Origin of the sequence: Delftia sp. WY8 (assembly GCF_018437695.1) — a bacterium.
Classification (GTDB): Bacteria; Pseudomonadota; Gammaproteobacteria; order Burkholderiales; family Burkholderiaceae_C; genus Comamonas; species Comamonas tsuruhatensis.
Genome location: NZ_CP049795.1, coordinates 2,516,732 through 2,539,059 on the forward strand (window position 1 = coordinate 2,516,732; position 22,328 = coordinate 2,539,059).

Annotated in this window: 25 protein-coding genes; 3 read left to right on the top strand and 22 right to left on the bottom strand. The window is 64.9% G+C overall.

What is annotated here, in order from left to right:
- Nucleotides 1-14 precede the first annotated feature (14 nt).
- From G4D77_RS11605 to G4D77_RS11620, 4 genes are read right to left on the bottom strand one after another with little or no spacing between them, the layout of a single operon-like run.
- Entirely contained in the window at nucleotides 15-287 is a 273-nt protein-coding gene (locus tag G4D77_RS11605; protein ID WP_008063316.1) for a DUF2933 domain-containing protein, read from the bottom strand.
- Between the two features lie 33 nt (nucleotides 288-320).
- Nucleotides 321-806, bottom strand: a complete 486-nt coding sequence (locus G4D77_RS11610; RefSeq protein WP_003090303.1) for a DUF411 domain-containing protein — start codon at nucleotides 804-806, stop codon at nucleotides 321-323.
- A gap of 37 nt (nucleotides 807-843) precedes the next feature.
- Nucleotides 844-1,824: a copper resistance protein B gene (locus tag G4D77_RS11615; protein WP_005408883.1), complete on the bottom strand. Its 981-nt coding sequence runs from the start codon at nucleotides 1,822-1,824 to the stop codon at nucleotides 844-846.
- 25 nt (nucleotides 1,825-1,849) lie between these two features.
- Nucleotides 1,850-3,718, bottom strand: a complete 1,869-nt coding sequence (locus G4D77_RS11620) for a copper resistance system multicopper oxidase (RefSeq protein ID WP_213757987.1) — start codon at nucleotides 3,716-3,718, stop codon at nucleotides 1,850-1,852.
- A 255-nt stretch (nucleotides 3,719-3,973) separates the two neighbouring features.
- Here G4D77_RS11620 and G4D77_RS11625 point away from each other — a divergent pair, with 255 nt between their 5' ends.
- The gene (locus G4D77_RS11625; protein WP_012202383.1) at nucleotides 3,974-4,666 is read left to right on the top strand and encodes a heavy metal response regulator transcription factor; all 693 of its coding nucleotides are present in this window, start codon (nucleotides 3,974-3,976) and stop codon (nucleotides 4,664-4,666) included.
- The gene (locus G4D77_RS11630) at nucleotides 4,650-6,071 is read left to right on the top strand and encodes a heavy metal sensor histidine kinase (protein ID WP_462050507.1); all 1,422 of its coding nucleotides are present in this window, start codon (nucleotides 4,650-4,652) and stop codon (nucleotides 6,069-6,071) included. Before G4D77_RS11625 ends, G4D77_RS11630 begins: the two co-directional genes overlap by 17 nt.
- 76 nt (nucleotides 6,072-6,147) lie before the next feature.
- Here the strand turns inward: G4D77_RS11630 and G4D77_RS11635 are convergent, their stop codons facing one another.
- The 9 genes from G4D77_RS11635 to G4D77_RS11675 all read right to left on the bottom strand — a co-directional run bounded on the left by G4D77_RS11635 (nucleotide 6,148) and on the right by G4D77_RS11675 (nucleotide 13,603).
- Complete coding sequence (locus tag G4D77_RS11635; protein ID WP_016451568.1) at nucleotides 6,148-8,130, bottom strand: relaxase/mobilization nuclease domain-containing protein; 1,983 nt, start codon at nucleotides 8,128-8,130, stop codon at nucleotides 6,148-6,150.
- A 448-nt stretch (nucleotides 8,131-8,578) separates the two neighbouring features.
- Nucleotides 8,579-9,166 carry a S26 family signal peptidase gene (locus G4D77_RS11640; RefSeq protein WP_012202386.1) on the bottom strand — a complete coding sequence of 196 codons (588 nt, stop codon included), beginning with the start codon at nucleotides 9,164-9,166 and terminating at the stop codon, nucleotides 8,579-8,581.
- The gene (locus G4D77_RS11645) at nucleotides 9,163-9,720 is read right to left on the bottom strand and encodes a DUF2840 domain-containing protein (RefSeq protein WP_012202387.1); all 558 of its coding nucleotides are present in this window, start codon (nucleotides 9,718-9,720) and stop codon (nucleotides 9,163-9,165) included. Before G4D77_RS11645 ends, G4D77_RS11640 begins: the two co-directional genes overlap by 4 nt.
- On the bottom strand, nucleotides 9,717-9,992 hold the full coding sequence (locus G4D77_RS11650) for a hypothetical protein (protein ID WP_012202388.1): 276 nt from the start codon (nucleotides 9,990-9,992) through the stop codon (nucleotides 9,717-9,719). Before G4D77_RS11650 ends, G4D77_RS11645 begins: the two co-directional genes overlap by 4 nt.
- Entirely contained in the window at nucleotides 9,989-10,627 is a 639-nt protein-coding gene (gene parA / locus G4D77_RS11655; protein ID WP_012202389.1) for a ParA family partition ATPase, read from the bottom strand. The genes G4D77_RS11650 and parA overlap by 4 nt, the downstream gene beginning before the upstream one ends.
- A gap of 253 nt (nucleotides 10,628-10,880) precedes the next feature.
- On the bottom strand, nucleotides 10,881-11,738 hold the full coding sequence (locus G4D77_RS11660) for a replication initiator protein A (protein ID WP_012202390.1): 858 nt from the start codon (nucleotides 11,736-11,738) through the stop codon (nucleotides 10,881-10,883).
- Between the two features lie 26 nt (nucleotides 11,739-11,764).
- Complete coding sequence (locus G4D77_RS11665) at nucleotides 11,765-12,055, bottom strand: helix-turn-helix transcriptional regulator (protein WP_016451569.1); 291 nt, start codon at nucleotides 12,053-12,055, stop codon at nucleotides 11,765-11,767.
- 83 nt (nucleotides 12,056-12,138) lie between these two features.
- Nucleotides 12,139-12,912 (bottom strand): DUF2285 domain-containing protein, encoded by a 774-nt coding sequence (locus tag G4D77_RS11670; RefSeq protein WP_012202391.1) that lies wholly within the window; start codon nucleotides 12,910-12,912, stop codon nucleotides 12,139-12,141.
- 343 nt (nucleotides 12,913-13,255) lie between these two features.
- The gene (locus tag G4D77_RS11675; protein WP_012202392.1) at nucleotides 13,256-13,603 is read right to left on the bottom strand and encodes a DUF2958 domain-containing protein; all 348 of its coding nucleotides are present in this window, start codon (nucleotides 13,601-13,603) and stop codon (nucleotides 13,256-13,258) included.
- A gap of 216 nt (nucleotides 13,604-13,819) precedes the next feature.
- Here G4D77_RS11675 and G4D77_RS11680 point away from each other — a divergent pair, with 216 nt between their 5' ends.
- Complete coding sequence (locus G4D77_RS11680; protein WP_012202393.1) at nucleotides 13,820-14,113, top strand: helix-turn-helix domain-containing protein; 294 nt, start codon at nucleotides 13,820-13,822, stop codon at nucleotides 14,111-14,113.
- Nucleotides 14,114-14,477: 364 nt separating this feature from the next.
- Here G4D77_RS11680 and G4D77_RS11685 read toward each other — a convergent pair whose 3' ends face one another.
- From G4D77_RS11685 to G4D77_RS11725, 9 genes are all read right to left on the bottom strand, one after another.
- Nucleotides 14,478-14,792 carry a DUF736 domain-containing protein gene (locus G4D77_RS11685; protein WP_016451571.1) on the bottom strand — a complete coding sequence of 105 codons (315 nt, stop codon included), beginning with the start codon at nucleotides 14,790-14,792 and terminating at the stop codon, nucleotides 14,478-14,480.
- A gap of 790 nt (nucleotides 14,793-15,582) precedes the next feature.
- Complete coding sequence (locus G4D77_RS11690; protein ID WP_012202395.1) at nucleotides 15,583-15,975, bottom strand: YkvA family protein; 393 nt, start codon at nucleotides 15,973-15,975, stop codon at nucleotides 15,583-15,585.
- On the bottom strand, nucleotides 15,972-16,919 hold the full coding sequence (dmeF, locus tag G4D77_RS11695) for a CDF family Co(II)/Ni(II) efflux transporter DmeF (protein ID WP_017405395.1): 948 nt from the start codon (nucleotides 16,917-16,919) through the stop codon (nucleotides 15,972-15,974). The genes G4D77_RS11690 and dmeF overlap by 4 nt, the downstream gene beginning before the upstream one ends.
- Before the next feature lie 52 nt (nucleotides 16,920-16,971).
- Nucleotides 16,972-17,244 carry a metal/formaldehyde-sensitive transcriptional repressor gene (locus G4D77_RS11700; protein WP_012202397.1) on the bottom strand — a complete coding sequence of 91 codons (273 nt, stop codon included), beginning with the start codon at nucleotides 17,242-17,244 and terminating at the stop codon, nucleotides 16,972-16,974.
- Nucleotides 17,245-17,504: 260 nt separating this feature from the next.
- Entirely contained in the window at nucleotides 17,505-17,714 is a 210-nt protein-coding gene (locus tag G4D77_RS11705; protein WP_012202398.1) for a hypothetical protein, read from the bottom strand.
- 63 nt (nucleotides 17,715-17,777) lie between these two features.
- Nucleotides 17,778-19,841 (bottom strand): ParB/RepB/Spo0J family partition protein, encoded by a 2,064-nt coding sequence (locus G4D77_RS11710; protein ID WP_012202399.1) that lies wholly within the window; start codon nucleotides 19,839-19,841, stop codon nucleotides 17,778-17,780.
- A 64-nt stretch (nucleotides 19,842-19,905) separates the two neighbouring features.
- On the bottom strand, nucleotides 19,906-20,730 hold the full coding sequence (locus G4D77_RS11715; RefSeq protein WP_012202400.1) for a DUF932 domain-containing protein: 825 nt from the start codon (nucleotides 20,728-20,730) through the stop codon (nucleotides 19,906-19,908).
- A gap of 710 nt (nucleotides 20,731-21,440) precedes the next feature.
- Nucleotides 21,441-21,719, bottom strand: coding sequence for a hypothetical protein (locus G4D77_RS11720; RefSeq protein WP_012202401.1), 279 nt, complete (start codon nucleotides 21,717-21,719; stop codon nucleotides 21,441-21,443).
- Nucleotides 21,720-21,784: 65 nt separating this feature from the next.
- Nucleotides 21,785-22,135 carry a DUF2958 domain-containing protein gene (locus G4D77_RS11725; RefSeq protein ID WP_012202402.1) on the bottom strand — a complete coding sequence of 117 codons (351 nt, stop codon included), beginning with the start codon at nucleotides 22,133-22,135 and terminating at the stop codon, nucleotides 21,785-21,787.
- Nucleotides 22,136-22,328 lie beyond the last annotated feature (193 nt).

The following is a 22,328-nucleotide window of genomic DNA, read 5'->3' on the forward strand; positions in this document are numbered from 1 at the left end:
TGCGAGCACGCGACTCATTGCTTCTGCTCCTTGGCGGGTGCGGCACCTTCCTCACCCTGACGCGCGGCATGATCGTGTCCGCCGTGGCCGTGACCACGGTGCATGAACAGGTGCATCAGCGGACAAGCCGCCAGCAGCAGGAAGGGGAGATAGCCGGCAACATGTGCCGTGTGCTCCTTGAGCAGGAAATACGCGGCGACAGCGGCGATGATGAGGAACGCCACGCCGTAGCGCGATCGCCAGAACCGGGGACGATCGCTGGGGGTCTGTGTGTGCTGATGCTGCATGGCATATCTCCACGGAAAAGGGTTGATGGATGGTCAGCGATGCGACTGATAGACCGTGCTACTACCGTTTTTCCCGATCAGCAGCACGTCGTAGGCGTCCTTGCGTCCACCATAGGCCGGACCATCCATGCCGGGCGAACCGACCGGCATGCCCGGCGCCGCGAGGCCGATGGCCTGCGGGGCTTCGCGCAGCAAGCGTTGAATGTCCGAGGCAGGCACATGACCCTCGATGGCATAGCCGCCGATCTGCGCCGTGTGGCACGAACCGTACTTCTGCGGGATGCCCAGCCGCGTGCGCGCTGCCGTGTTCCCGGTGTCAAGAACCTGCACATCGAAGCCTGCGCCTTGCAGGTGTGAGACCCAGTCCTTGCAGCAACCGCAGCTCGGGTCCTTCCACACCTTGGCGATCGGTCGGCTCTGCGCCAGGCTCGGTCCTGCGAGTGCCATCACCAACAAGCCAGCGATCAATGCTTGGCGTCTCGGCACTTTGCCCTGGCTTCTGTCGTAGTGCATGTTCATAGATTGCCTCTCATCAGATGATCAAACCCACAAGGTTCTAGAACCAGAATCGCACGCCAGCCACCCAGCGCGTCTGCTGCGCGCGGCCACCTTCGGCGCGCACATAGTCCGCGGTGCGTCCGAAGCTGCCCGCCCGTTCCACGCCGATGTAGGGGGCGAACTGGCGACTGAATTCATAGCGCAGGCGCAAGCCAGCAGACGCTTCGGCCAAGCCCTTGCCGATACCGCGTTCCGGGTCGTCCTTGCCATAGAACTGCAATTCGGCACGAGGCTCCAGAATCAGTCGCTGGGTCAGCAGCAGCTCGTAGCTTCCTTCGACACGCAGCGCCGTACGTCCGCCACTTCCCACGTAGCCCGTCGCCTCCAGCTCGAACCAGTAGGGGGCGAGGCCCTGGATGCCGAAAGCCAACCATTGACGGCTCGGGCCTTCTCCGTTATCCACCCGAACGCCGAGCTGGGTGTCCCAGTACGGTGCGACGGCGTGCCCCCAGAGAAGCTCGGTACGCGATTCTTCGAGCTTTCCTTTGGCGATATCGCCTTCGGCCTTCACGACGGCCTTGTTGTAGGTCGTCCCATACCAAGCCTGGAGGTCGTAGGCCGTGGAATCGTCCCCTTTGCGCGTGAAGCGGCGTTCCAGGGTTTCGCCGCGCAACGAGAAGAACCTGTGTTCGTCGGCCAGCATCAGCCGCGGCACACCGGGTACGGCGTAGTCGCCCGATCCCAATGTCAGGCCATTGGAGTAGCCATGCGGATCGCGGGCGTCAGGAGGCGCCGACCCGCCCTGCATCTGCATGTTGCCGTGATCCATGGCCGGGGCCGCGGTCGAGCCGCTCGCCGACGTCGCGTGACCCGCGTGCGGGTCGGCGGCAGGAGCCACGGTCTGAGTGGATGGCGCGGCCGTTTGAGCGTCGGCCTGGCCGTGCGCTGCATGGTCGTTCTGTGCTTGTGCCTGGGCGGCGACGCTTACCAGGGCCAGAAGCGTCGTGGCCAGTGCGCGAGTGGGGAGTGCTTTGGACATTCTTGGTCTTCCTTGTGCGCTGGGTTCAAGACACCACGACTTCGCGGAACATGCCGGCATCCATGTGGAACATCAGGTGGCAGTGCCACGCCCAGCGGCCGAGCGCGTCGGCTGTCACCAGGAAGCTGATGCGTTGTGCCGGCTGCACCGGCAGGGTGTGGCGGCGCGCAAGGAAGCGACCGTCGGGGCTTTCCAGCTCGCTCCACATGCCGTGCAGGTGCATGGGATGGGTCATCATGGTGTCGTTGTGCAGAATGACCCGCAGCCGCTCGCCGTGTTTGAAGTGCACCGGCGTGGACTTTCCGAACTCCAGCCCGTCCAGGGACCATGCGTAGCGTTCCATGTTGCCCGTGAGGTGCAGTTCGACCTCCCGGCCAGGGCCTCTCTTGTCCAGCGGCCCCGACGGGGTATGCAGATCCGCGAGGGTCAACACGCGCCGACCGTTGTTGCGCAGTCCGATGCCGGGGTCATCGAGGTTGGTGCGCGCCATGTCAACGCGCATGTCCGTGCTGGCACCATACTCGGTGCGAGCGTGGCGAGCAGTAGTGCTGGGCACGGCCAGTCCCCCCGCAGCCGCGGCGTGTTGGCTGTGATCCATCGCCATGCCACCGTGGTTCATGGCGCCGTGATTCATGCCAGCCATCGCCCCATGATCCATCCCGGTCATCCCGGTCATCCCGGTCATGCCCGTCATCTCCATGGCTTGGCCGGACCCGCCGTGGTCCATGCCCCCCATCATGCTGCCCATCATGTCGTTCATGGTCAGCCATTCGACCGGATCGAGGGCAGGCACGGGAGCTTGAAGACCTTCACGCACGGCCAGCGTGGCCCGCGCGTAGCCTGTCCGGTCCATCGCCTGGGCGAAGATCGTGTAAGCGTCATCCCGTGGCTGGACGATCACATCGACGGTTTCGCCCGGACCGAATCGGAACTCATCGACCGTCACCGGCTCCACGTCAACACCATCGACGTGCACCACCGTGAGTTTCAGTCCGGGAATGCGTACGTCGTAGAAGGTGTTGCCCGCACCGTTGACCATGCGCAGCCGCACGCGCTCACCCGGTCGGAACAGCGCCGTCCAATTGCCGGCGGGGGTGACGCCGTTGGCCAGATAGGTCAGCGTGGCGGCAGACAGATCGGCGAGATCCGTCGGATTCATCCGCATCTCGTTCCACATCTTGCGCTTGTCGATCGCAGCGGCCATGCCGTCGCGCGAGGCGTCCCGGAAGAAGTCGAAGACGGTAGGTTGGTTGTAGTTGTAGTAGTCGCTTTGGGACTTGAGCTTGGTGAACACCCGCATCGGGTCTTCGTCGGTCCAATCCGAGAACAGCAGCACGTGGTCACGGTCGGCGCGGATGGTCTCGGCACCAGCGGGTTCGATGATGATCGCCCCGTACATGCCCGTGAGTTCCTGGAAGCCGGAGTGCGAGTGGTACCAGTAGGAGCCGCTTTGCTGAACCTTGAAGCGGTACGTGAAGGTCTCGCCGGGAGCGATGCCATTGAAGCTGATGCCCGGCACGCCATCCATCTGATACGGCAGGATGATCCCGTGCCAGTGGATGGATGTGGCTTCACGCAGCTTGTTGGTCACACGGATTGTGACGGTGTCACCCTCGCGCCAACGCAATGTCGGTGCCGGCAGCGAGCCGTTGATGGTCGTAGCCACGCCTGGCTTGCCCGTGAAGTTCACGGGCGATTCGGCGATCACCAAGTCGAACTCGGTGCCCTTCAGCACAGGGGCGGCACCGCGCGTCGCGGAGCCTTGTTGGGCAAATGCCCTGAGCGCCGGGGTGGACAGCCCGGCCAGGACGCCGCCAGCGGCCAGCCCCTGAACAAAACGCCGACGAGACAGGCCCAGTGGGGGCGCGATTACAAAGGGCGAACGAGGCGGCATGGCCTGAAATCCTCCATAGATAACTTGAAAGTCGTCTTTAGAGCCGCCTTTGGTCTTGGGCGGCACGGTTCGACGCATGGAGGTCATGCTATGGAGTGACCACTTTCGGATGAATGACCCTTGGATTACATTCATGTAATGGTCGCGTCATCTTCGTGGCAGGAAGCGACTATTACATTGCCCCTAAGAAGCAGATGAATGGGGCATCGTGGGCGGCAAAATTCCTTACGCCGCAGCGATTTCATGGGGCATGCGATGAAGCTGTTGGTCGTTGAAGACGAGAACAAGACGGCGGATTACGTCCGCCAAGGTCTCATGGAGGCAGGGTTCGTCGTGGATCTGGCGCGTAACGGATTGGACGGACACCACTTGGCCATGAGCGAGACCTACGATTTGGTGGTCTTGGATGTCATGCTGCCGGATGTCGATGGCTGGCGCATCGTGCGTTCGCTGCGAGATGCTGGCAAACAAGTCCCTGTGCTATTTCTAACCGCACGTGGCAGCGTAGATGACCGCGTCAAGGGGTTGGAACTGGGGGCAGACGACTATCTCGTCAAGCCGTTCGCGTTCTCGGAATTGCTGGCGCGGGTGCGGACGCTGCTGCGACGCGGAAGCGCTCCGAGCCAGCCTGATCGCATCCAAGTTGCCGATTTGGTGCTGGACTTGCCGCGCCGACGTGCAACGCGCGCTGGTCAGCGCATCAATCTCACCAGCAAGGAGTTCGCGTTGCTCGAACTGCTGGCACGCCGACAGGGTGAAGTTCTGCCGCGTTCGTTGATTGCGTCTCAGGTATGGGACATGAATTTCGACAGCGACAGCAACGTCATTGATGTGGCCATCCGTCGTCTGCGCGCAAAGATCGACGATGCGTTCAATCCAAAGCTCATCCACACTGTACGTGGCATGGGATACACGCTCGATGCGCCTGATGATGACCTCGCGCCATAAGCCACGGCGAAGCCGTCCCGCGTCGCTTGCATTGAGGGTCACGGTCCTGGTTGGCATTGCCACTACCTTGGTATTTCTAGCGTTCAACTGGGTTGTCGTTAGATCCCTGGAGCACCACTTTGCCCAACAGGACGCCCATGAACTGGACGCAGTGGTCACGGCCTTGGCAGAGCCGTTGCGACAGATCGCTAATGACATGGACAAAGATGAGTTGCGGCAGCATTTAGCCAATGCAGTGGCAGGACATCATGGGATGACCTATGGTGTCTATGATCGGCCGGGCAATACCATCTATGCCACGCCGGGTCCTGACCTGTCGAAACTTGCCAGCAGCAAAAAGTTGGTCAACCGCATCACCGCCGACGATTTGACGGTGTGGCAAGAGAATCAGAGGTCTTATCGAGGTGTGGCGCTACAACTGCCTGCCGACGATTCGGCGGCACCTGGCTACCGCATCGTCGCTGCCATGGACATCGGCTTTCATCTCGATTTCTTGGCAGAGTTCAAGCGCATGCTCTGGTGGGCGACCTGCCTTGTTCTCTGCATTGCGCTCGGGGTGGCTTGGCTGGCCGTGCAATGGGGCCACCTTCCAATCCGCAAGGTCAACGAGGAGATTCGCACGATCCGCTCTTCAAAGCTAGATGTGAGACTTGATCCTCTGGACGTACCTATAGAACTGGCTGAACTTGTGGTCGCCTTCAACGACATGCTGGCCAGAATCGAGGAAGGGTTTGTCCGCCTGTCGCACTTTTCCGCCGACATTGCGCACGAGTTGCGTACACCCGTTACCAACCTGATTACGCAGTCCCATGTGGCGCTCGGGCAACCCCGCAGTGCAGAGGAATATCGGGAGATCCTCTACTCCAACTTGGAGGAGTTTGATCGCATGAGTCGCATGATCGGCGACATGTTGTTTCTAGCTCAAACGGAAAATGACCCTCGAAATCTCCGCCTCGGCGAAATCGACTTGGCTGAGTTGATCCGAGGTTTGTTTGACTACTTCGAGGCATTAGCTGAAGACCGCAACATCACACTTTACGCAAAGGGTGCTGCCGAACCAATACGAGCGGATCGTGAGATGTTGCTGCGGGCGCTCAACAATCTTCTTTCCAACGCAATCCGTCATACTCCCTATGGGTCGCGTATTACAGTCGCTTTGGCGCAAGATGAGCGATGGACAACGATAAGTGTCGAAAATCCGGGCGAGCGAATTTCGGAGGCTGATCTGCCGAAGTTATTCGATCGCTTTTTCCGAGTAGATCCTGCCCGCCAACGAAAGAACGCAGGTGCAGGGCTAGGGCTGGCCATCGTCAAATCAATTGCCGAAGCTCATGGTGGACATGTGCAGGCAACGTCCAGCGATACAGCGACTAAATTTGATCTAACGCTGCCTCGCATCGCTTAAGTTGGCCTCTCGCCATTGCGGGAGAATGCAGATCGTGGATGGGCGCAGTTTCGACTCGTCGGAAGCAGGTTGCTCGTCAGATGATGGACATGCCTTTCTGCCGTCCAATCTCCCATGACACGCCACCGCCGCGTACAGTGGCAGCAAGTTGCTGACCTAGCCGTTGCTCGATCACTGGTTTCCACGGCACTAGGCTGAATCCCATGCCGTCATCGAGCATCGCGTAGCGCCCGCTGGCGAGCATGACGCTGCGCCGGTAGATGCCGGCCACGCGCTGCCCATCGGCCACCGGGCGATGCTCCAGGCCGGTTTCGCCGGCAATGTCCTTCGCGGCCTGTGCCAGTTCCCGGTTGCGCAGCGTGCCCAGCAGGTTGCGCGCCAGGATCACGCGCTGCCCGCGCCGCTCGGCCAGTCCCTGTTCGGCCAGGAAGTCGGCGCGCTGCTGCATCGCCTGCTTGGCCTCGCCGCCAAAGCCCAGGTCGCCCAGACCCGAGCCGCCGCCGATCAACTGCTGGTCGAGCCAGGTGGCCCCGATCACTCGGGCCTGCCGCTCGATGGGCAGGTGCGATTTCAGCTCCACGGCCACGCCGCCCAGGCGCTGCGCGTCGTAGCGGCGGCCCTGCTCGGGCAGATCGTCCGGCACCTTCCATAGACCTTCGGCCACGCGCTCCACAATGCCGGCGCGGCGCAAGGCTTCCAGCCGACGGACATGGGCTGCGACGACTTCCTGTGGATCGCGGCCGGGCATGGCCTGACCCTGCGCGATGGCGAGGTGGTGGTCGGTGCGGTACAGGCCATCGCTCGCCAGCGCGGCGATGTTCTTGTCGGCCGCGCGCACATCGGCCGATCCCTTCACCTCCACCACCGCGCCGGCCGGATAGTTCGCCAGTTCGTCGCGGGTGTTGAGCGCGACGTAGTGGGCCTTGCCGTCCACGCCGTCGATGACCAGATAGCCCCGGTCGCGCAGCTCGTCGGCCAGCCCCTTCGCGGCCACGCGGCCGAGGATGGTTCGGCCATCGTCGCCCGCCTCGAACACCGCCAGCTCGCGCGGCTCGCCGCGCATGGCCCGCTGCATGGTGCGGATGATGTCGCCACGCTCGCCCAGGGCGCGCAGCGTCTTTTCGGCATCGGCGTGGACGGCCCAGGTGCCCGGCTGCATCTCGTCGGCCAGGCCCAGGCGCTGCAAGCGTTGCAGGCGGCCGATCAGCAGCAGGCGCTGGCGTTGCAGCCGCGGTTCGTTGAACCGTTCGACATGCACCAAGCCATCGTCGCCCAGTTCGCGTTTGAGCGTGCGATCCAGGCTCGTCCATCGCTCCTGATCCACTTCACGCTGCAAGGTCTGCTGGATCTCCAGCTCGGTGCGTGGCCCCAGCCATTCGGTCGCCAGCTCGGACGCGCGATGCCGGAAGCCATCGGCGATGTAGTCGCCCGCGATGATGAGGTCTTTGCCGGTGTCGTCGCGTCCGCGCACGATCAAGTGGGTGTGCGGGTTGTCGGTGTTCCAGTGATCGACCGCCACCCATTCCAGCCGTGTGCCCAGGTCGGCTTCCATGCGGCCCATGAGATGCCGCGTGTAGGTGCGCAGGTCGTCCAGTTCCGCGCCATCCTCCGGCGAGAGGATGAAGCGGAAATGGTGCCGGTCGTCGGCGCAGCGTTCCTTGAAGGCGTCGAGGCCGGCAGCATCGGTCTGCGGCCCATAGGCTTGGCCTGGCTCGCCGTCGCGGCCGGCGCCGTCGCGCTCGATGTAGCGCAGGTGCTTGGCGAGCGACTGCGGACTGGCCCGCTGCTGATTGACCAGCAGCGTCTTGATGGTCACGCGCCGCGACATGGGCGTGAGCTTCGCGCCCGCGAAGCGCGCCGCCGTGTGGCCGCGTCCCAGCCGCGAGCCGGGCCGCTGGCCGATGCCGGCGCCCTTGCCACTGCCGCCAGGACGGCGCACCGCCGACTTGCCGCTGCTGGCCTTTCCTGCCTGCTTGAGCACCTTGGAAACGAAGCCCTGGCCCCGGTTCTTCGGGGCGCTGGGGCGGATGCGGAAATCGTCATCGCGGCGGTTGGTCATGGCTGGGCTCCCTGCAAGCTCTGGCGTGTCCGGGCGTGCGAAGCACGTGGACATGACTGCATCGGCGCGGGCTTCGCGCCCCAAGCGGCACGGCGGCAAAGCCGCTCCGTGCCGCGCCACCCCCACGTGCAGACAGGCTTTCGACGCGGCCCGGTGCCGCGTCCTTTTGTCTTGCCTTCCGCATTTGCCTCCCGCATCCGCTCCCGGCAATCGCGGCCCGGTGGCGCTGCTGCACCAGCAGCCAGCGCGCCGGCGAACGCGGATACGGCCGCAGGCCGGGCGCGTTCGAGGCAAGACGCCTGCACGTTGGACGGCTGCGCCGGAGACAGCGCGAAGTGCGGTGCGAATGCACCCGCACTGCACGCGCGACGACACGGCGACGACCAGCAGGACGACACGCCCGATGGCACGATGAGATGCATGGCAACGTGCAGCGAATCGACGGCCATCATGGGCGGGATTCCAGCCAGATCGGATGCGCGACGCCGATCACGGCGGATGCGCTGACCGGCCCGAAATACCGGCTGTCGAACGACGCCGGGTTGGTCACGCTCAAGAGGAACAGTTCGCCAGGCCGAAGCTGGCGGCACTGCCGCCAGGAAGGCAGCGGACGGCCCAGCCGGTCGGCGGGCAGCACGGCGGCCACCGGCACGCCGTCGATCCAGACCAGCGCATCAAACACGCACACCGTTTGCGGCGCGACGGCGCCCACGCGCTTGAGCAGCGGCACGCGCGCCGGCAGGTAGCGGCGCTGCGCGGCCAGCGCGGCGGTGTCTGCCGGCAACGTGGTCAAGACGATGCTGCCAACGGACAAAGGCTGGTGCAGCGAGTCGGTACGCTGGTGGAGCGGTTCCACGCGATACCAGCCGACCGCCACGCTGTCGGACGGGTTGTAGATGATGCGCGGCAGCGGATGCACGAAGGACGCCCAGGCCAGCGCAGCGAGGCCGCAGGCAGACAGGCACGCGAGCACGATGCGAGCGCGCAGGCGTGAGCGAGGACGCGGCGCGGTGCCGACAGTCGAAACGGCGGTCATGGCAGCGCCCTCCCGATGAGCCATCCGGCGTGCCGCTCGGCGGTGTATTCGGGCAGCGGCAGGCGCGCAGCGAGCCGGTTGGCGAGCGTGCGCCAGTACGCGGGTGAAGCGGCGGATGGCGCGATCCCCAGCGCCTCGATGGCGTCGATGCGCTCCAGCACGGCGCGCACCTGGTTCTCGCCCTCGGTGTGCAGCAGCAGGCGTGCGCCCGGCTGCACACCGGGGATGCGCTGCGCCGCGTCCAGCGGCGTGCAAGCCTGCATCACCATGAGCTGCCAGCGAACAGTGCCGTAGTCGGTGGACTGCCAGCGAATGCGGCAGAACATGGCATTCGGCATGAATACGGCGAGACTGCGCCAGCGGTCGAGCCGCAGCGTGCGCGCCGGTTCGCCGAAGCGCAGGTAGAGCTTGAAACGGTGCTCCAGGAAGGCCAGCGAAACGCGCGTTAGCGGCGTTGATGTTGGCCCCGTCGCGTGTGCTAGGAGTGGCGGCGACGGTGCAGCCGTGGCCGCGAAGGCAACAGGCGCGGGGGCAGACGAAGCGGATGCGGTCATGGTGTGTTCTCCCTGCGTTGTTCTGGAAACTCGCGCTCCAGCAGGCCGCGCAGCAGTTCGGCCACCGTCACGCCTTGCGTGAACGCCGACACCTTGATGCGCGCCCGCATTGCGGGCGTGATGTCGAGCGTCAGGCGTGCGGTGTAGAGGTCGCCCTTGCCCAGCGCATCGGCGTCGCCCTGGCGAATCCACGCCTCGGCGTGCGGATTCGCGGGCGGACGCGCGCCGATGCCGACGCGCTTTGTCGTGCGCTTGCTGGCGGGGCTGCTCATGTCGGCCACCGCAGCAGTTCGTCCACCAGTGCGGTGATTTCGCGCGCGGCGACGCTGTCCGGCGCCGTCTCGCGTGCCAGCCGGCCAGCAGCCACGCTGTCGGCGAACACGATGCGTTGATGCACTTCCGCGCGCAGCGCAGGAAGCGGCTGCTCGGCCAGCGCGCCGCGTGCTTCGCGTCCGATCACCGTGGTGCTCACGCGCCGGTTGATGACGAAGGCCGCGCGCAGCGCAGGCCGAAACACCTGCGCCTCGCGGATCAGCGCCACCATCTCGGCGCTGGCCCACAGGTCGTAGGGGCTGGGCTGCACCGGGATCAGCACGCGCTCGGCCGCCAGCAGCGAGGAGCGCGCCAAGGCGGCGATGCGCGGCGGCCCGTCGATGACGACGTGATCGGCCCGCCTGGCGAGTTCTGGCGCTTCCTGGTGCAGCGTTTCGCGTGCGAGGCCCACGGCGCTGAACAGCCTTGGCAAACCTTGCTGGCTGCGGCGCTGCGTCCAGTCCAGCGCGGAGCCTTGCGGGTCGGCGTCCAGCAACACGACGTGTTGGCCGCGCATCGCCAGCTCGCCAGCGATGTGGGTAGCCAGCGTGGTTTTGCCGACGCCGCCTTTCTGGTTGAGCAGCGCGACGATCATGGCCTGGCCCTCCCTGTTGGAAAGCCCGGTTGTTGCCGCTGTGCTTCGCGCCGCGTGGCGGTTTTCCACCGAGGTGCGGCGCTTCTACTACCAGTTAGATGTTTTAAGTTAGGGAAGTTAGGGGAGGCCGAAACCCGCGCCGTTATTGGCTTTGCGGCCGATCCGTACTCCTGATAGCACGAGAGTCGTACTCCCGATAGCACGATACCTCGTACTCCTGATAGCACGAGCCCGTCCACAAGCTGCGCACCGTTTATCCCCGTGCCGCGAACGGCACGGGCCGGAAGGTCAGCAGCTCGGCGCTGTTGTCCGGCATCCGCTCGATGCCTAGGACGTAGCCGGGCAGCGACTGCCGCGCGACCAGTGCGCGCAGGTCGTAGGCGAAGTCTGAGAAGCGCGTGGCACTGCCCGATTTCCGATACAGGTGTCGGAAATCGAATTGCCAACCACCCGGCTGTCGCCCGCCGTGTTTGCGCACCAGCCGGTACAGCCATCGCTCGATGCCGCCCGTGAGCCGGAAATACGCTGGGTCGATGGTCAGCACCAGCGCGGCATCCATGACGCCCGCGTAAAACCAGTCCGGCAGGATCAGCTCCAGCCCTAAGGGCGTGCCCTTGGTATCGGCCAGTTCCTTCCATTCGTTGATCCACGAGAAGCGGTGCAGCCGTCTTCCCGTGGTCTCCCGAATGGACGTGGCCACCGTCGTGGATTGCAGGCGATCCAAGGCCGCCTTGAGGCGCTGGTAGTCGCGCAGCGACGTACCGCGCCCAATGAATCGCTGGATCTCGTAGGGCGTGGCCTGCATGAGCCGCGATGGACGCAAGCCCGCGTCGCGCGCCTCCACAATCTGCGAAGCCGCCCAAATGAGCACATCTGCATCCCAAATCGTGGCGATGCCATGCTCCTGCGTTCCCTCCACGCGGATCGTGATGCCGCTGGCGCGGAAGTCGATCGGCGCCACGCGCCGCGACTTCGCCAGCGAGAAGAACGGAAAGGCCATCAAATCCTGGCTGTCGCGCGGCGCCATGTCGCCCGGCAGGGCACGGAACAGGTCGAGCTGTTCGCGCTCTGGCACGAGCCGCTGCCGGGACGGCAGCGCAGGGCTGGACATGGCGAAAGCCACCCGCGCGCCAGCGGTCAGCGCGCACGGCTGTCCGCCGAATGCTGCTCGGCGTACTCGGGATCGGATGTGCTCTCGAAGCTGCGCTCGGAAGCCCAGGCATCGAGATCGGCCACGGCGTACATGACGCGGCGGCCGAATTTGCGGAACTTGGGGCCGCCGCCCAGCACGCGCTGCTTTTCCAGCGTGCGCGGTGACAGTCGCAGGTAGTCGGCGGCTTCGTCGTTGGTGAGATAACGCTGCGGTTGCGCGACAGCGGCCGAGGTGGTTGCGGGAGCGGCGGCAGGCCGCAAGGGAGCAGGACGCATGGTGAGAACCTCCATCGGTTGCAGGGCTCCGGCCACACAGCGCAACCGGATGGAGGCAGTCTCAGAAAATGAAGCTCTCTTGCTCAGGGTCGTTTTGCGTGGCCTTCAAAACGACCCTTCTCAAGCGGCGCAAGCTGTGCTAGGCGGCGATAGCCGCCGCGCATCAGCGCATCGCCGCGCCGCGTCAGGCGGCGCACCTTGGAGCGCAGGCCGCCGTCGCTGTACCAACCGGCTGCGGCATCCACGCCGAACAAGCCTTCGGCCACATCGCGCAAGGACGCACCCGCCAGGGTTGCGTCGAGCGCCTGCAAGGTGTGCAGTTCCAGCAAGGCCGAATGCGATGGCCGGGGCCGAGCATTGGCCAGCGCCGCACCGGGCGCATGGCCGCGTGCAGGTGCGGCAGCACCGCCGTGATGGGCATAGGCGACAGCCATGCCGTCCTCCAGGCCGGGTGCCAGCGCGAAGCGCAGGCAATGGCCAGGGCTGCGCGCGATCAGCACCAGCCGCTTGCCATCGTGGATCAATTGCTTGTGACCAGGGATGCGCCAGAACGCGAAGGCGGTGGCATTCTGCGGTGGGTCGGCATCGGGGTAGAGCTGCACCACGCCGGCATGGCCGGGGAGCCAGGCCGGATGCGCGTCGCGCGCATCCAAGGCTGGGTCTTCCAGCAGGCGTAAGCCCCAGCGATGCGCCGCGTGCTGTGCCGCCTGCGGCCGGCGATGACGGTGCAGCCAGTCGAGCCGGTAGTCGGGATGGCGCCGCAGGTACTCACAGGCCAGTGCGAGTGCATCGAGCCGCAGAACGTAGAGGTAGGCGGCGGTGGGATACCAGTGCGGGAAATGGTGAGGGCTGACCATGACGAAAGCTCCTGTCGAACAGCAGGAACGTCGCCACGGGCCGATCAAAACGAAGCTATCGCATCCAGATCAAAACCATCATCTGCATCAATTCAAGCATGTAACATGCGGTGTCAAGACTGATTGGCTCCGGTGTATTGCGAATCCCGTCCGAATGCGACGACCGCCCGACCCGACAACGTCATGCGGCACAAAACACCGTGCCCGTACCCGCATAAAAGATCGTGACTGATTGGGTCACACCAGCACGGGTTGAATGCAAGAGTGCGGATTCAGACCGGACAGGTCTGGAATAAGACTGAAATAGTCCCAATACGCCCCGCTTGGCCGCAGTGCGAACGGTTCAATCGAGGATGGAACCATTCTCCTGGGCCAGCCGCAGATATTCCGACAGCGGGCGTGCCGCCTGAAAATACCGATCCCGCATCACGGGCTGCTTGCGTGGCCCGACGATGGATTCCAGATCGGACAGCTTCACGGTGCCCAGCTCGGGCATTCCCAGCCCCAGGTCGATCAGGCCAAAGGCCGTATCGCCATCGGCCGGATCGAGCGCGGCCAGCAGCCAAGTGAGATGCGCGTCCGGCGTGAACAACCGCACCACGGGCAACGGGTCGATGGAGCCGCCAGCGGCGCGATTCTGGCCGTGGGCCAGCAACTGCCTGCGCTCGTCCTCGGTGATGAGTCGGTTCATGGGCAGCCCTTTCTTGGAACAAATCCACCGAAGCGTGAAAGCGTAAAGCCGTATCGGCGGATTTGAGGAAATGCACGGATTCGGTTTTGTGCTTCCGTGAAAAACCGCAAATGCGTATTTCTGTAAAGACGTAGAAGCACGAAAAAGGATTGATTCGGAATGAATGAGTTAAAGATAACGTGGTTTTAATTGTGCTGCGAATTGACGCTTCTGTCTATGCAGAAGCGAACCGTCCAGCGCGGCCGACCGGCCGGCTCCACCACCCATGACGCCGAGCTGGCCCACGCCTTCGGCGCGGCGGTGCGTGCTCTGCGGATGGAGCGCGGCATCGCGCAGGAATCGCTGGCACACCAGGCCGGCATCGAGCGTTCCCACATGGGGAAGATCGAGCGCGGCGAGCACATGCCCACGCTGGCGATCATTTTCAAGATCGCTGGCGCGCTCGAATGCAGCACGGCAGTGCTAATGAGCGAGGCTGAAAGCCAGCTCGCAGCGGCGGCCCCGCCGTAGGCGCTGGCCCGGCCGATCCGGCGCAAGCCGGTTCGGCGGTGTTCAAGGGGCGCCAAGTGCAGCGCGGCGGGGATGGGCCTTGCGCCGATCCCCTGGAGCAAGCGACGCGCGCAGCGCCGCAGGCGCGAAGGCGTGAGGGATTGGCGCCGAATGGCCGTGACGACAAAGACGGCACGGGGCGCAGCCAGCTAAGCCCGGCGGTGCAAGGCACCGACACGCCCGGCCGTTCTTGCAGCCGCAGACTCGCCCCATGCCTCAACAGAAGCGGCCCAACATGGGCCACGCTCCTGCAATGACCAGGCTTCCATGCAGCTCTGCGAAAGCGGCACGGCGCCCCGCCGCGTGGGCGGGGCGCTGGCGGCCATCAGGCCGCCTGGGGCTTGCTGCGCGACCAGATCAGCGTGTGCGTGCCGTCCTCTTCCTCGATCAGCCGGGCATAGACCGTTGCTGGGAACGAAGGATCGTCGAGGGTCACGGACACGTAGGGCCGTTCGGCCTTGCTGACTTTCTTCCACGCCGCGCCGATGTCGAAGCCCGCCGCCTGCACGCGGAAGTCGGGGGCGTGTTCGTTGTCCCCCTTGTCGTTGGGAACCAGCTTGGCCTTGACGTTGAGGGTCAGGGTGCGCAGCGTGCCGGTGAAGCCGTCTTTGTCCGCGGTGAAGGTGCCGATGGTTGCCATGATGAATCTCCTTACGATTGAACAAGGTTCGCGCCCATCGCGTCCTTGTTGTGATCCGACCGGCGGGAGACGGGCTGGCTGCACCGCTTGCGGTCGCAACGCAGTGGAGAACCGGGAGGCGAAAAGAATTTGTCCCGCGAGGAATGCGCGCAGCGCAGGGGGAAATTGTTTTCGCCGGACGGTTGCAGCCATAAAGCCCGAGGCGCAGCCGTGCCACCGCCAGGATTCACAACAAGACAAGGACGCCTTGGGCCGAACCGCTTCGAAAGGAGACAGGGCTGACTCGGCATCCCCGCACGAACGCTGCACTGGCTCGCTCCCAGACGCGGGCCAGGTCAACACCCCAATGACGGGCGAGAACGCCCCGGTCACACCTTGCGGCGCCAGTCTTGAGGCGTGGCATGGAAGCTCCATAGCGATGCCGGGCGGGATGCCCGTGAACCGTCCTTCGTAACGTGATGGGCAGGAACCGTCAGCGTCGGGGACGGCACGCATCCGTACAACCTGCCGCAGCAAGCTCCAGCGTATTCGCCAGTTCCCCGCCCATCGCGGCGGGGGCGCCGGCTTGGCCGATCCGGCGTTGCCGGTTCGGCGGTATTCGACGGGCGTCAAGCACCGCGCGGCAGGGATGAGCCTTGCGCCGATCCTCAGGAGGCAAGCGCAGGCGCGAAGGCGTGAGGGATTGAAGCCGAATGGCCGTAATTCGGCACGAAGCACGGGACGCAGCTCGAAAGCCCGGCGGCGCTTCGCGCCGACACGCCCATGCCATTCAATATGCCCTCAGGAAAAACTAAAGATGCGGCATGAGCCAGAACCACAATGCCACCCCCATCACCAGCCACAGCGCCACGATCATCACTGCCCCGAACCGGCTCCGCGGCTTGGCGCCTTCCGCCAGCATCCATTCATCGGCCTGAATACGGCATTGCGCCAGCACATCGGATGGCAGCAGCTTCACAGTCAACCAGATCAGCACGGGCAACAAGATCACATCGTCCACATAACCCAGCACCGGAATGAAGTCTGGAATCAGGTCAATGGGACTGAGCGCATAGGCCACCACGAACAGCCCCAGCGCCTTGGCATACCAAGGCGTGCCGGGATGCTTGCCGGCAAACCACAGCGTCACGCCATCACGCTTGATCCGCCTGGCCCAAGCCTTCAAGGTGACGCCGATGCTCATGCGGCCCCGCGCTGCACTTCGATCGTGACATGCGACAGTTCGTGAATATGCGCGAGCAGTGCCTTGTAGTGCGCGGGCTCCTGGGGCTCCCGAGCCACCAGTGAGACGATGGCCGCGAAATGCCCTGGCCCCACCTGCCAGACATGCAGATCTGTAACCTCGCTTCCCGTCGGCTCCACGGCCTCCCGAATCTCCTGCCGCACTTCCTCGCCCTCGACTGCCGCATCGAGCAACACGCTGCCGGAGTCCCGGATCAGCCCCCATGACCAGCGGGCAATCACCAGCGCGCCCACCACACCCATGACCGGATCAGCCCACAGCCAGCCGTAGCTGCGGCCGAGCAGCAGCGCGACGATGGCGAATACGGATGTCAGCGCATCGGCCAACACATGGATGTACGCGGCGCGCAGATTGTTGTCGCGGCTCTTGCCTGGCACATGATGGTCGTGATCGTGGTGGTGATGTCCATGATTGTGACCGTGATGCGCATGGTCGTCCTTCAGCAGCCAAGCGCAGACCAGGTTGACGCCCAGGCCCACGACAGCCACGGCGATCGCCTGGTTAAAGTCGATATGGATGGGTTGGGTGAGCCGTACCAGACTTTCCCAAGCGATCAGCAGGGCAATCAAGGCCAGGACGATCGCGCTGGCGAAGCCGGCCAGATCGCCGAGCTTGCCCGTGCCGAAGGTAAAGCGCGGATTGCCCACATGCTGGCGCGCAAAGCGGTAGGCCAGCGCGGTAATCAGCATCGCGCCCGCATGGGTGGACATATGCCATCCATCGGCCACCAGCGCCATGGAGCCGTAGATCGAACCGGCCACGATTTCCACCAGCATCATGCTGGCCGTGAGAGCGATCACCAGCCACACCTTGCGCTCATTGCGCTGGTGGTCGCTGCCGAGAAAGAAATGGTCGTGGCCTGAGGCCGAGGGGGTATAGGTCATTGTCATCGGGGAGTCCCTGTCATCTGGAAAAGGTCGCCGGCGGGCGGCGGGTTTATTTCATGTAGGCTCGGATGACCTCGACCATTTCCTCGCCGCCCTGGCGGCGCTCCTTGTCCGTTTCAACTTCCAGGACGTGCTCGCGCAAATGGTCTTCCATCACCTCGGCGGTCAGGCCATTGACCGCGCCGCGCACTGACGCGATCTGGCGTAGCACTTCCACGCACGCCGCGTCTGATTCCAAAGCGCGCTCGATGCCTTCCAACTGCCCTTTGATGCGGCGAACACGGGCGACCAGCTTGTCTTTCTGGCGAGAGGTATGGGACATGACAGCCGACAATTAATATAGTCTAGGGGGCTATATTATAACAACAGCAAAGACGGCATGAGGCGCAGCCGGAAAACCCGACAGCGCGTTGCCGGGCGTGACGCCCGGCAATTTCAACGCCGCCGCCTGAGTGCCAGCGAAGGCGGCGGCGTTCTGATGGAGCTGTTGGGCCTTCAACACCGGGCGCGGCCACCGCCGCGCCCGGATTGGGCTTTTACCGCGCCCAGGACGGAACGGCCTGGGCGCGGTGCTGATCGCGGTTATTCCTTCGTTTTGATGAGCCACCACACGGCGCGCGGCAAGGCGCGTCCCGTGATGGGGTGAATGTCGGCGAGGTCGGCGCGCGTCGTCCAGCCCGAGGGCGGGAGGTAGCCGCACACGTCGCCATCGCCGCGCCAGCGGCGGGCGCGCACCGTGCCGGGCGCGTAGATCGCCGCCATGCGCGGGCGGCTGGTCGTGGTGCGGGTCATGGGGCGGTTCTCCTTCCAGCGAAGCGCCCCGGTCAAGGCCGGGGCGATTGCCATTGGCGCGGGTCAAGCAGCCAGCGCCTCGGCGGGTTCATCCGCCATTACCTCGGCATCCTCCGGGGCGTCCTGTTCCGGGCCTTCCTCCTGCGCAGCTCCCTGCGAGCCTATGGCCTTGAAGATGGCGGGCATCCAGCCCGTACCATCGGCCAGTCGTTCGGCTTCGCTGGCAATGTCGGCTTTCTTCAGCTTTGCCAACCGGGTGACGTGCTCGGGCGCGTACTCGCCCACGGCTCGCAGAATCACGGCCTTTGGAACATGCCGGAAATACCCCTCGGCAGTCGGCTGCCACCACGCGGCCATGTCCAGCCCCACGGCCTGCGCTAGTTCCGCGCCCGGCTGCTGCACCGTGGCACGCGGCGTCACCACGTCCACCGTCGAAGCCACGCACACGGCCAGCAGCTTGACCAGTTCGCCTTGCTCCATCGCCAGCAGCGCAGCGAACAGTTCGGCGCTGTCCTCGGGCAGCTTCTCGCCCCATGCCTGCTGCGCCTCGTGCAGAGCCACAGCAGCAGGCGATTCCGGCCAGTCCGGGGCCATGCCTTCCAGCCTGTCCTGCACCGTGAGGCGAACCCCCAGCGGCAGATCGTGGCCGTAGTGACTGCCCTGCAAGATGGTTTGCACCATGCCATGCACCAGCGCCGCCAGCGCCACCTGCGGATGCCGGGCGACTTCGGTTTGCAGCGCGGCGGTGCGGTGGGCGCTCAAGCGTTGGGCCAGCCGGTCGGACATGGCTGCGGCCTTGGGTGCTTCGTCGGCATCTTCGCCGTCGTCGTCGCCTTCGATTTCCGCGCCGCTAAAACCTTGGCGCAGCTTCTCCAGCGTGCGCAGCGCCTTGGCCTCGGCTTCGCGCAGCAACCCGCGATGAATGACGGCTTCGCCGTTGCGGTCGATGGTGACGATGGCACCGGCTGCGGCCTTCACGCTCGCGGCATAGTCCAGCAAGCCATCCTCCAATGCCTGCAACTGCTCGCCCAGGCGCTCGCCTTCTTCCTGCAAGGCTTCGGCCTTGTCCTCGTCGTCGGCGTCCATCGCGGCATCAATGGCTTCGGCCACTTCCTGCATCTTGGCCTGCAACTTCTCGATGCGCTGTGCGTCGCGCTTGCCCGGTGCGCGGCGCTCCCTCGGCGCACGCTGAAAGGCGTGCAGGTCGGCATGGGTCACGCCCGGCGTGGCATCCACCCATGCCCAGCCCTCGGTGCGGATTGTGTCGGCAATGCTCGCCAGCTTCTGGCGCACCAGCGTTTCCAGCAGAGCGGCATCGTTGAGGTACACGCCCGCATCGCCTTCCGCGAACAGGTCGCGGCGGATGCCTCCGCCTGCCTGCTCGTAGGTGTCCAACCCGACAAAGCGCACCAGCGGATGCGATGCCCCAATCTCGCGCTCGGTCAGCCGCTCGCGCAAGTTGGACGGGTTGCGCTGCCACTGTGGCGCATCATAGAACGCGGCCTCCTGCGCGGCGTGGTCGTCGGTGATGGACAGCGCCATCAACTGATCCAGCGTCACGGCATCGGCGCGATAGTCGGCCATCAGGCGGGGCGAGACATTCGCCAGCTTCAAGCGGCGCTGCACCACCAGCGGCGTGACGGAGAAATCCGCCGCAATGTCCTCGATGGGCCGGCCCTCGGCCACCAATGCCGCAAACGCTTCAAACTGATCTGCGGGGTGCATGGCTTCGCGCTGCACGTTTTCGGTGAGGCTGGCCGTGCGGGCCGTGCCATCGGCCACCTGCAGGCAAGGCACCTCCCAATCCTTGGCGATGCGGTGTTTCTTCGCCAGCAGCTTGAGGGCTGCAAGGCGTCGGCCACCGGCCACCACCTCGTAATGCTCGCCATCAGCGGCGGGAATCACGATCAGGTTTTGCAGCAGGCCAACGCCCTGGATGCTCGCGGCCAGTTCGGGGATGGACATGCGCGGGGTCTTGCGCACATTGCGGCCCGTGGGGCGCAGCACCAGCCGCGACAGCGGAACCAGAATCATGTGCTTGCTCGGGTCGGCGGCTTGCAGCACGTTCGCTGCGCTGCTGGCTGCGGTGTGGACGGCGCGGGCTTCGGTAGTGGTAACGGCGTTCATGGTGAATCTCCAATAAGTGAAACAAGGAAATGGAGGGGAACCGCCCCTCCGGCGGGGGAACGGTTCAAGCCTTGAGCTGGCGCATACCATCGGCCAGCAGCCACAGGGCACGGTTCAGCCGAATGTCGGAATCAATGCCCTGCACGGGGCGGGTCTGCTGCCTGCGTCCGTTGGTGCTGCGCCCGGACAGGCCGCCTTTGGTGAGGTTTTCTTGAGTGCGGTTGAACACGCTCCACAAGTCCGGGCGGCGGTCGTCGAAGCGGCGCGGCATCAGAATTTGCGATTCGGTGACAGGCGCTGGCTTGTCCGGGTCGTCGTACTTCAACGCCAGCGCAGCACGGGCGAACACCTCCGATTCGCCATCGTCCAAGGTGATGCCGCGCATCAGGTCGCGCGATTCCTTCACCCGCTCGAAGCCGCTCAACACCTCATAAGCGCCTTCGATGACGTGCCCGGCCACGTTGCCTTTGTGGGGTACGCGCACATCGGCCACGGTGTCACCGCACACCAGCCCATTGCTGCACACGAAGCGGAACATTCCGGCCAGCATCTGGTAGCTGCTCGTGCCGTCATGGGAGTTCAGCAGCACGATTTCGTTAGCTTCCGCGCCGTTGATCTGGCTGGCATGGCGCAGGCGCAGCATGTGTTTCGTGTGCTCGCGCTTGCCTTCATCGCGCACGCGGGTCTGCGTCACCATGAAGGGTTGAAACCCCTCTTTGCGCAGTTCGGTCAGCACGGCGGCGGTGGGGATATAGGCGTACCGCTCGGAACGGCTCTCATGCGGTGCATCCGCGAAGATGGACGGGGCCACCCTGCGAATCTGGTCATCGGACAGCGGGTAGCCGCTGCGCAGCGCCGGGGAGTGGGAAGCGAAACGGGTTGCAAGCATGTCGTTCTCCTGAACAAAAAGGCTGTTGAAGAAAACCGCACACCGGATTCCTAGATTCGGAGCCCAGCCTTTCGGCTGTTCGGTGCGGTCGGCACGAGGAACCCGGTTGGCCCTGTTGCCACCGTCCTTCCTGAGTTCATCGCCCGCGACGGTCAGGAGCGCGCGGACGGGGGCCGTCAAGGAGACAAGCGCAGGGTTGGTGCGGCCCGCAGGCGCAGCCGAGGACACGGCCCTGCGCGCCTTGACGGCACACAGCCGCGGGCTACAGTCGCGGTGAAGGTGATGAAGTCAGGGAAGACGGCTGGACATGGCAACGGCCGTCCCTACACACCGACCGCACGGCAAGCGAAGCGCGCAGGCCCGAAGCTGGAAGCCGGGCCGGAGGCGTCAGCCGAGCGGAGCGAGGGAACGATGGAAGCCCGAAGGGGCGAGACGCCGCAGGCGGCTCGATGCGCCACGCGCACGACAGCGCGACCGGCTATCTCCCAGGTGGCCGGGGACGCCCAGCCTTCAAAGTGGAATGAACAACTGGATCAGGATGAGCAAACGCGAGGCATCGTCGATCTGCGGCTGATGTTGTCTGGCCGATCCGGCGCAGCCGGTTCGGCGGTCTTTGAGGGGTGCCAAGCATCGCGCGGCGGGGATAGCCCGCAGGGCTTTCCCCTGGAGGCAAGCGAAGCGCGCAGCGCCCCGTCAGGGGCGCGTAGGCATCATGCCGAGTCGTCAGGACGCAGGCTGGATTCCGCAACCGGCATCCACGGCGATGACGAGTCCAGCAGGTATCGCGCACCGCGCGCGTACAGACCCGACAGCCCGGTGGGCTGGTAGAACCCGGTGACGCGGCGCCGGAACTGTGCGCCGTACTCGTTGGTGTAGATCACCGCGTCGCCGATCTTGAAGCGCAAGGGCTGGCCGTTCTCCGGCGCGAACGGCTTGAGCGCATCGTGCTGCGCCGTGATTTCGATGATGTAGTCGTGATGGCTGCTCATGGCATTGATCTCCTTCGATGGTCGAGAAAGCACAAGGAGCGCCTTGCGGCGCTCCCAAGGCCAGGTCAGACAGCGATCCGCCCGGCCAAGCGCGCATCGCGCGCATAGGCGCTCAACCGCTTCTCGGCGCGGAAAGACAGGTCACGCTCGATCGGCAACCCCAGCCGCCCGCGCACCGCTGCCAGCTCGCCCAGGCTGACCCAGCCGATTTCCGGCATCCCCAGGCCCAGGTCGCAAAGACCAAAGACGTGGTCGTGGTCGTCGGGATCAATCTCGGTCAGCAGCCAGGTCGCGCCCGCATCGGGCGTGAACAGCTTGACTACGGGCGCCGGATCGAAGTCCGGGTTCTCCAAGGATGCGCGGCCGTTGGCCAGCAGCAGCGCACGCTGCTCGTCGGTGATGAATGCGTAGTTCATGCTGAACTCCTGAAAGGATGCCGGGCGGAATTGCCCAGCCCCTGCGGGTCACGGCGCAGCGCAAGCCGTCAAGGGGCACGACGGCCGCAGGCCGCAAGCGCCCATGGCGCGCCGCCCTTTACGGCGCGAACGCCGTGGCACCATGGGGAGACAGCAAGCCGCCACACCCCACCATCCAGCTACACCCGGTCTT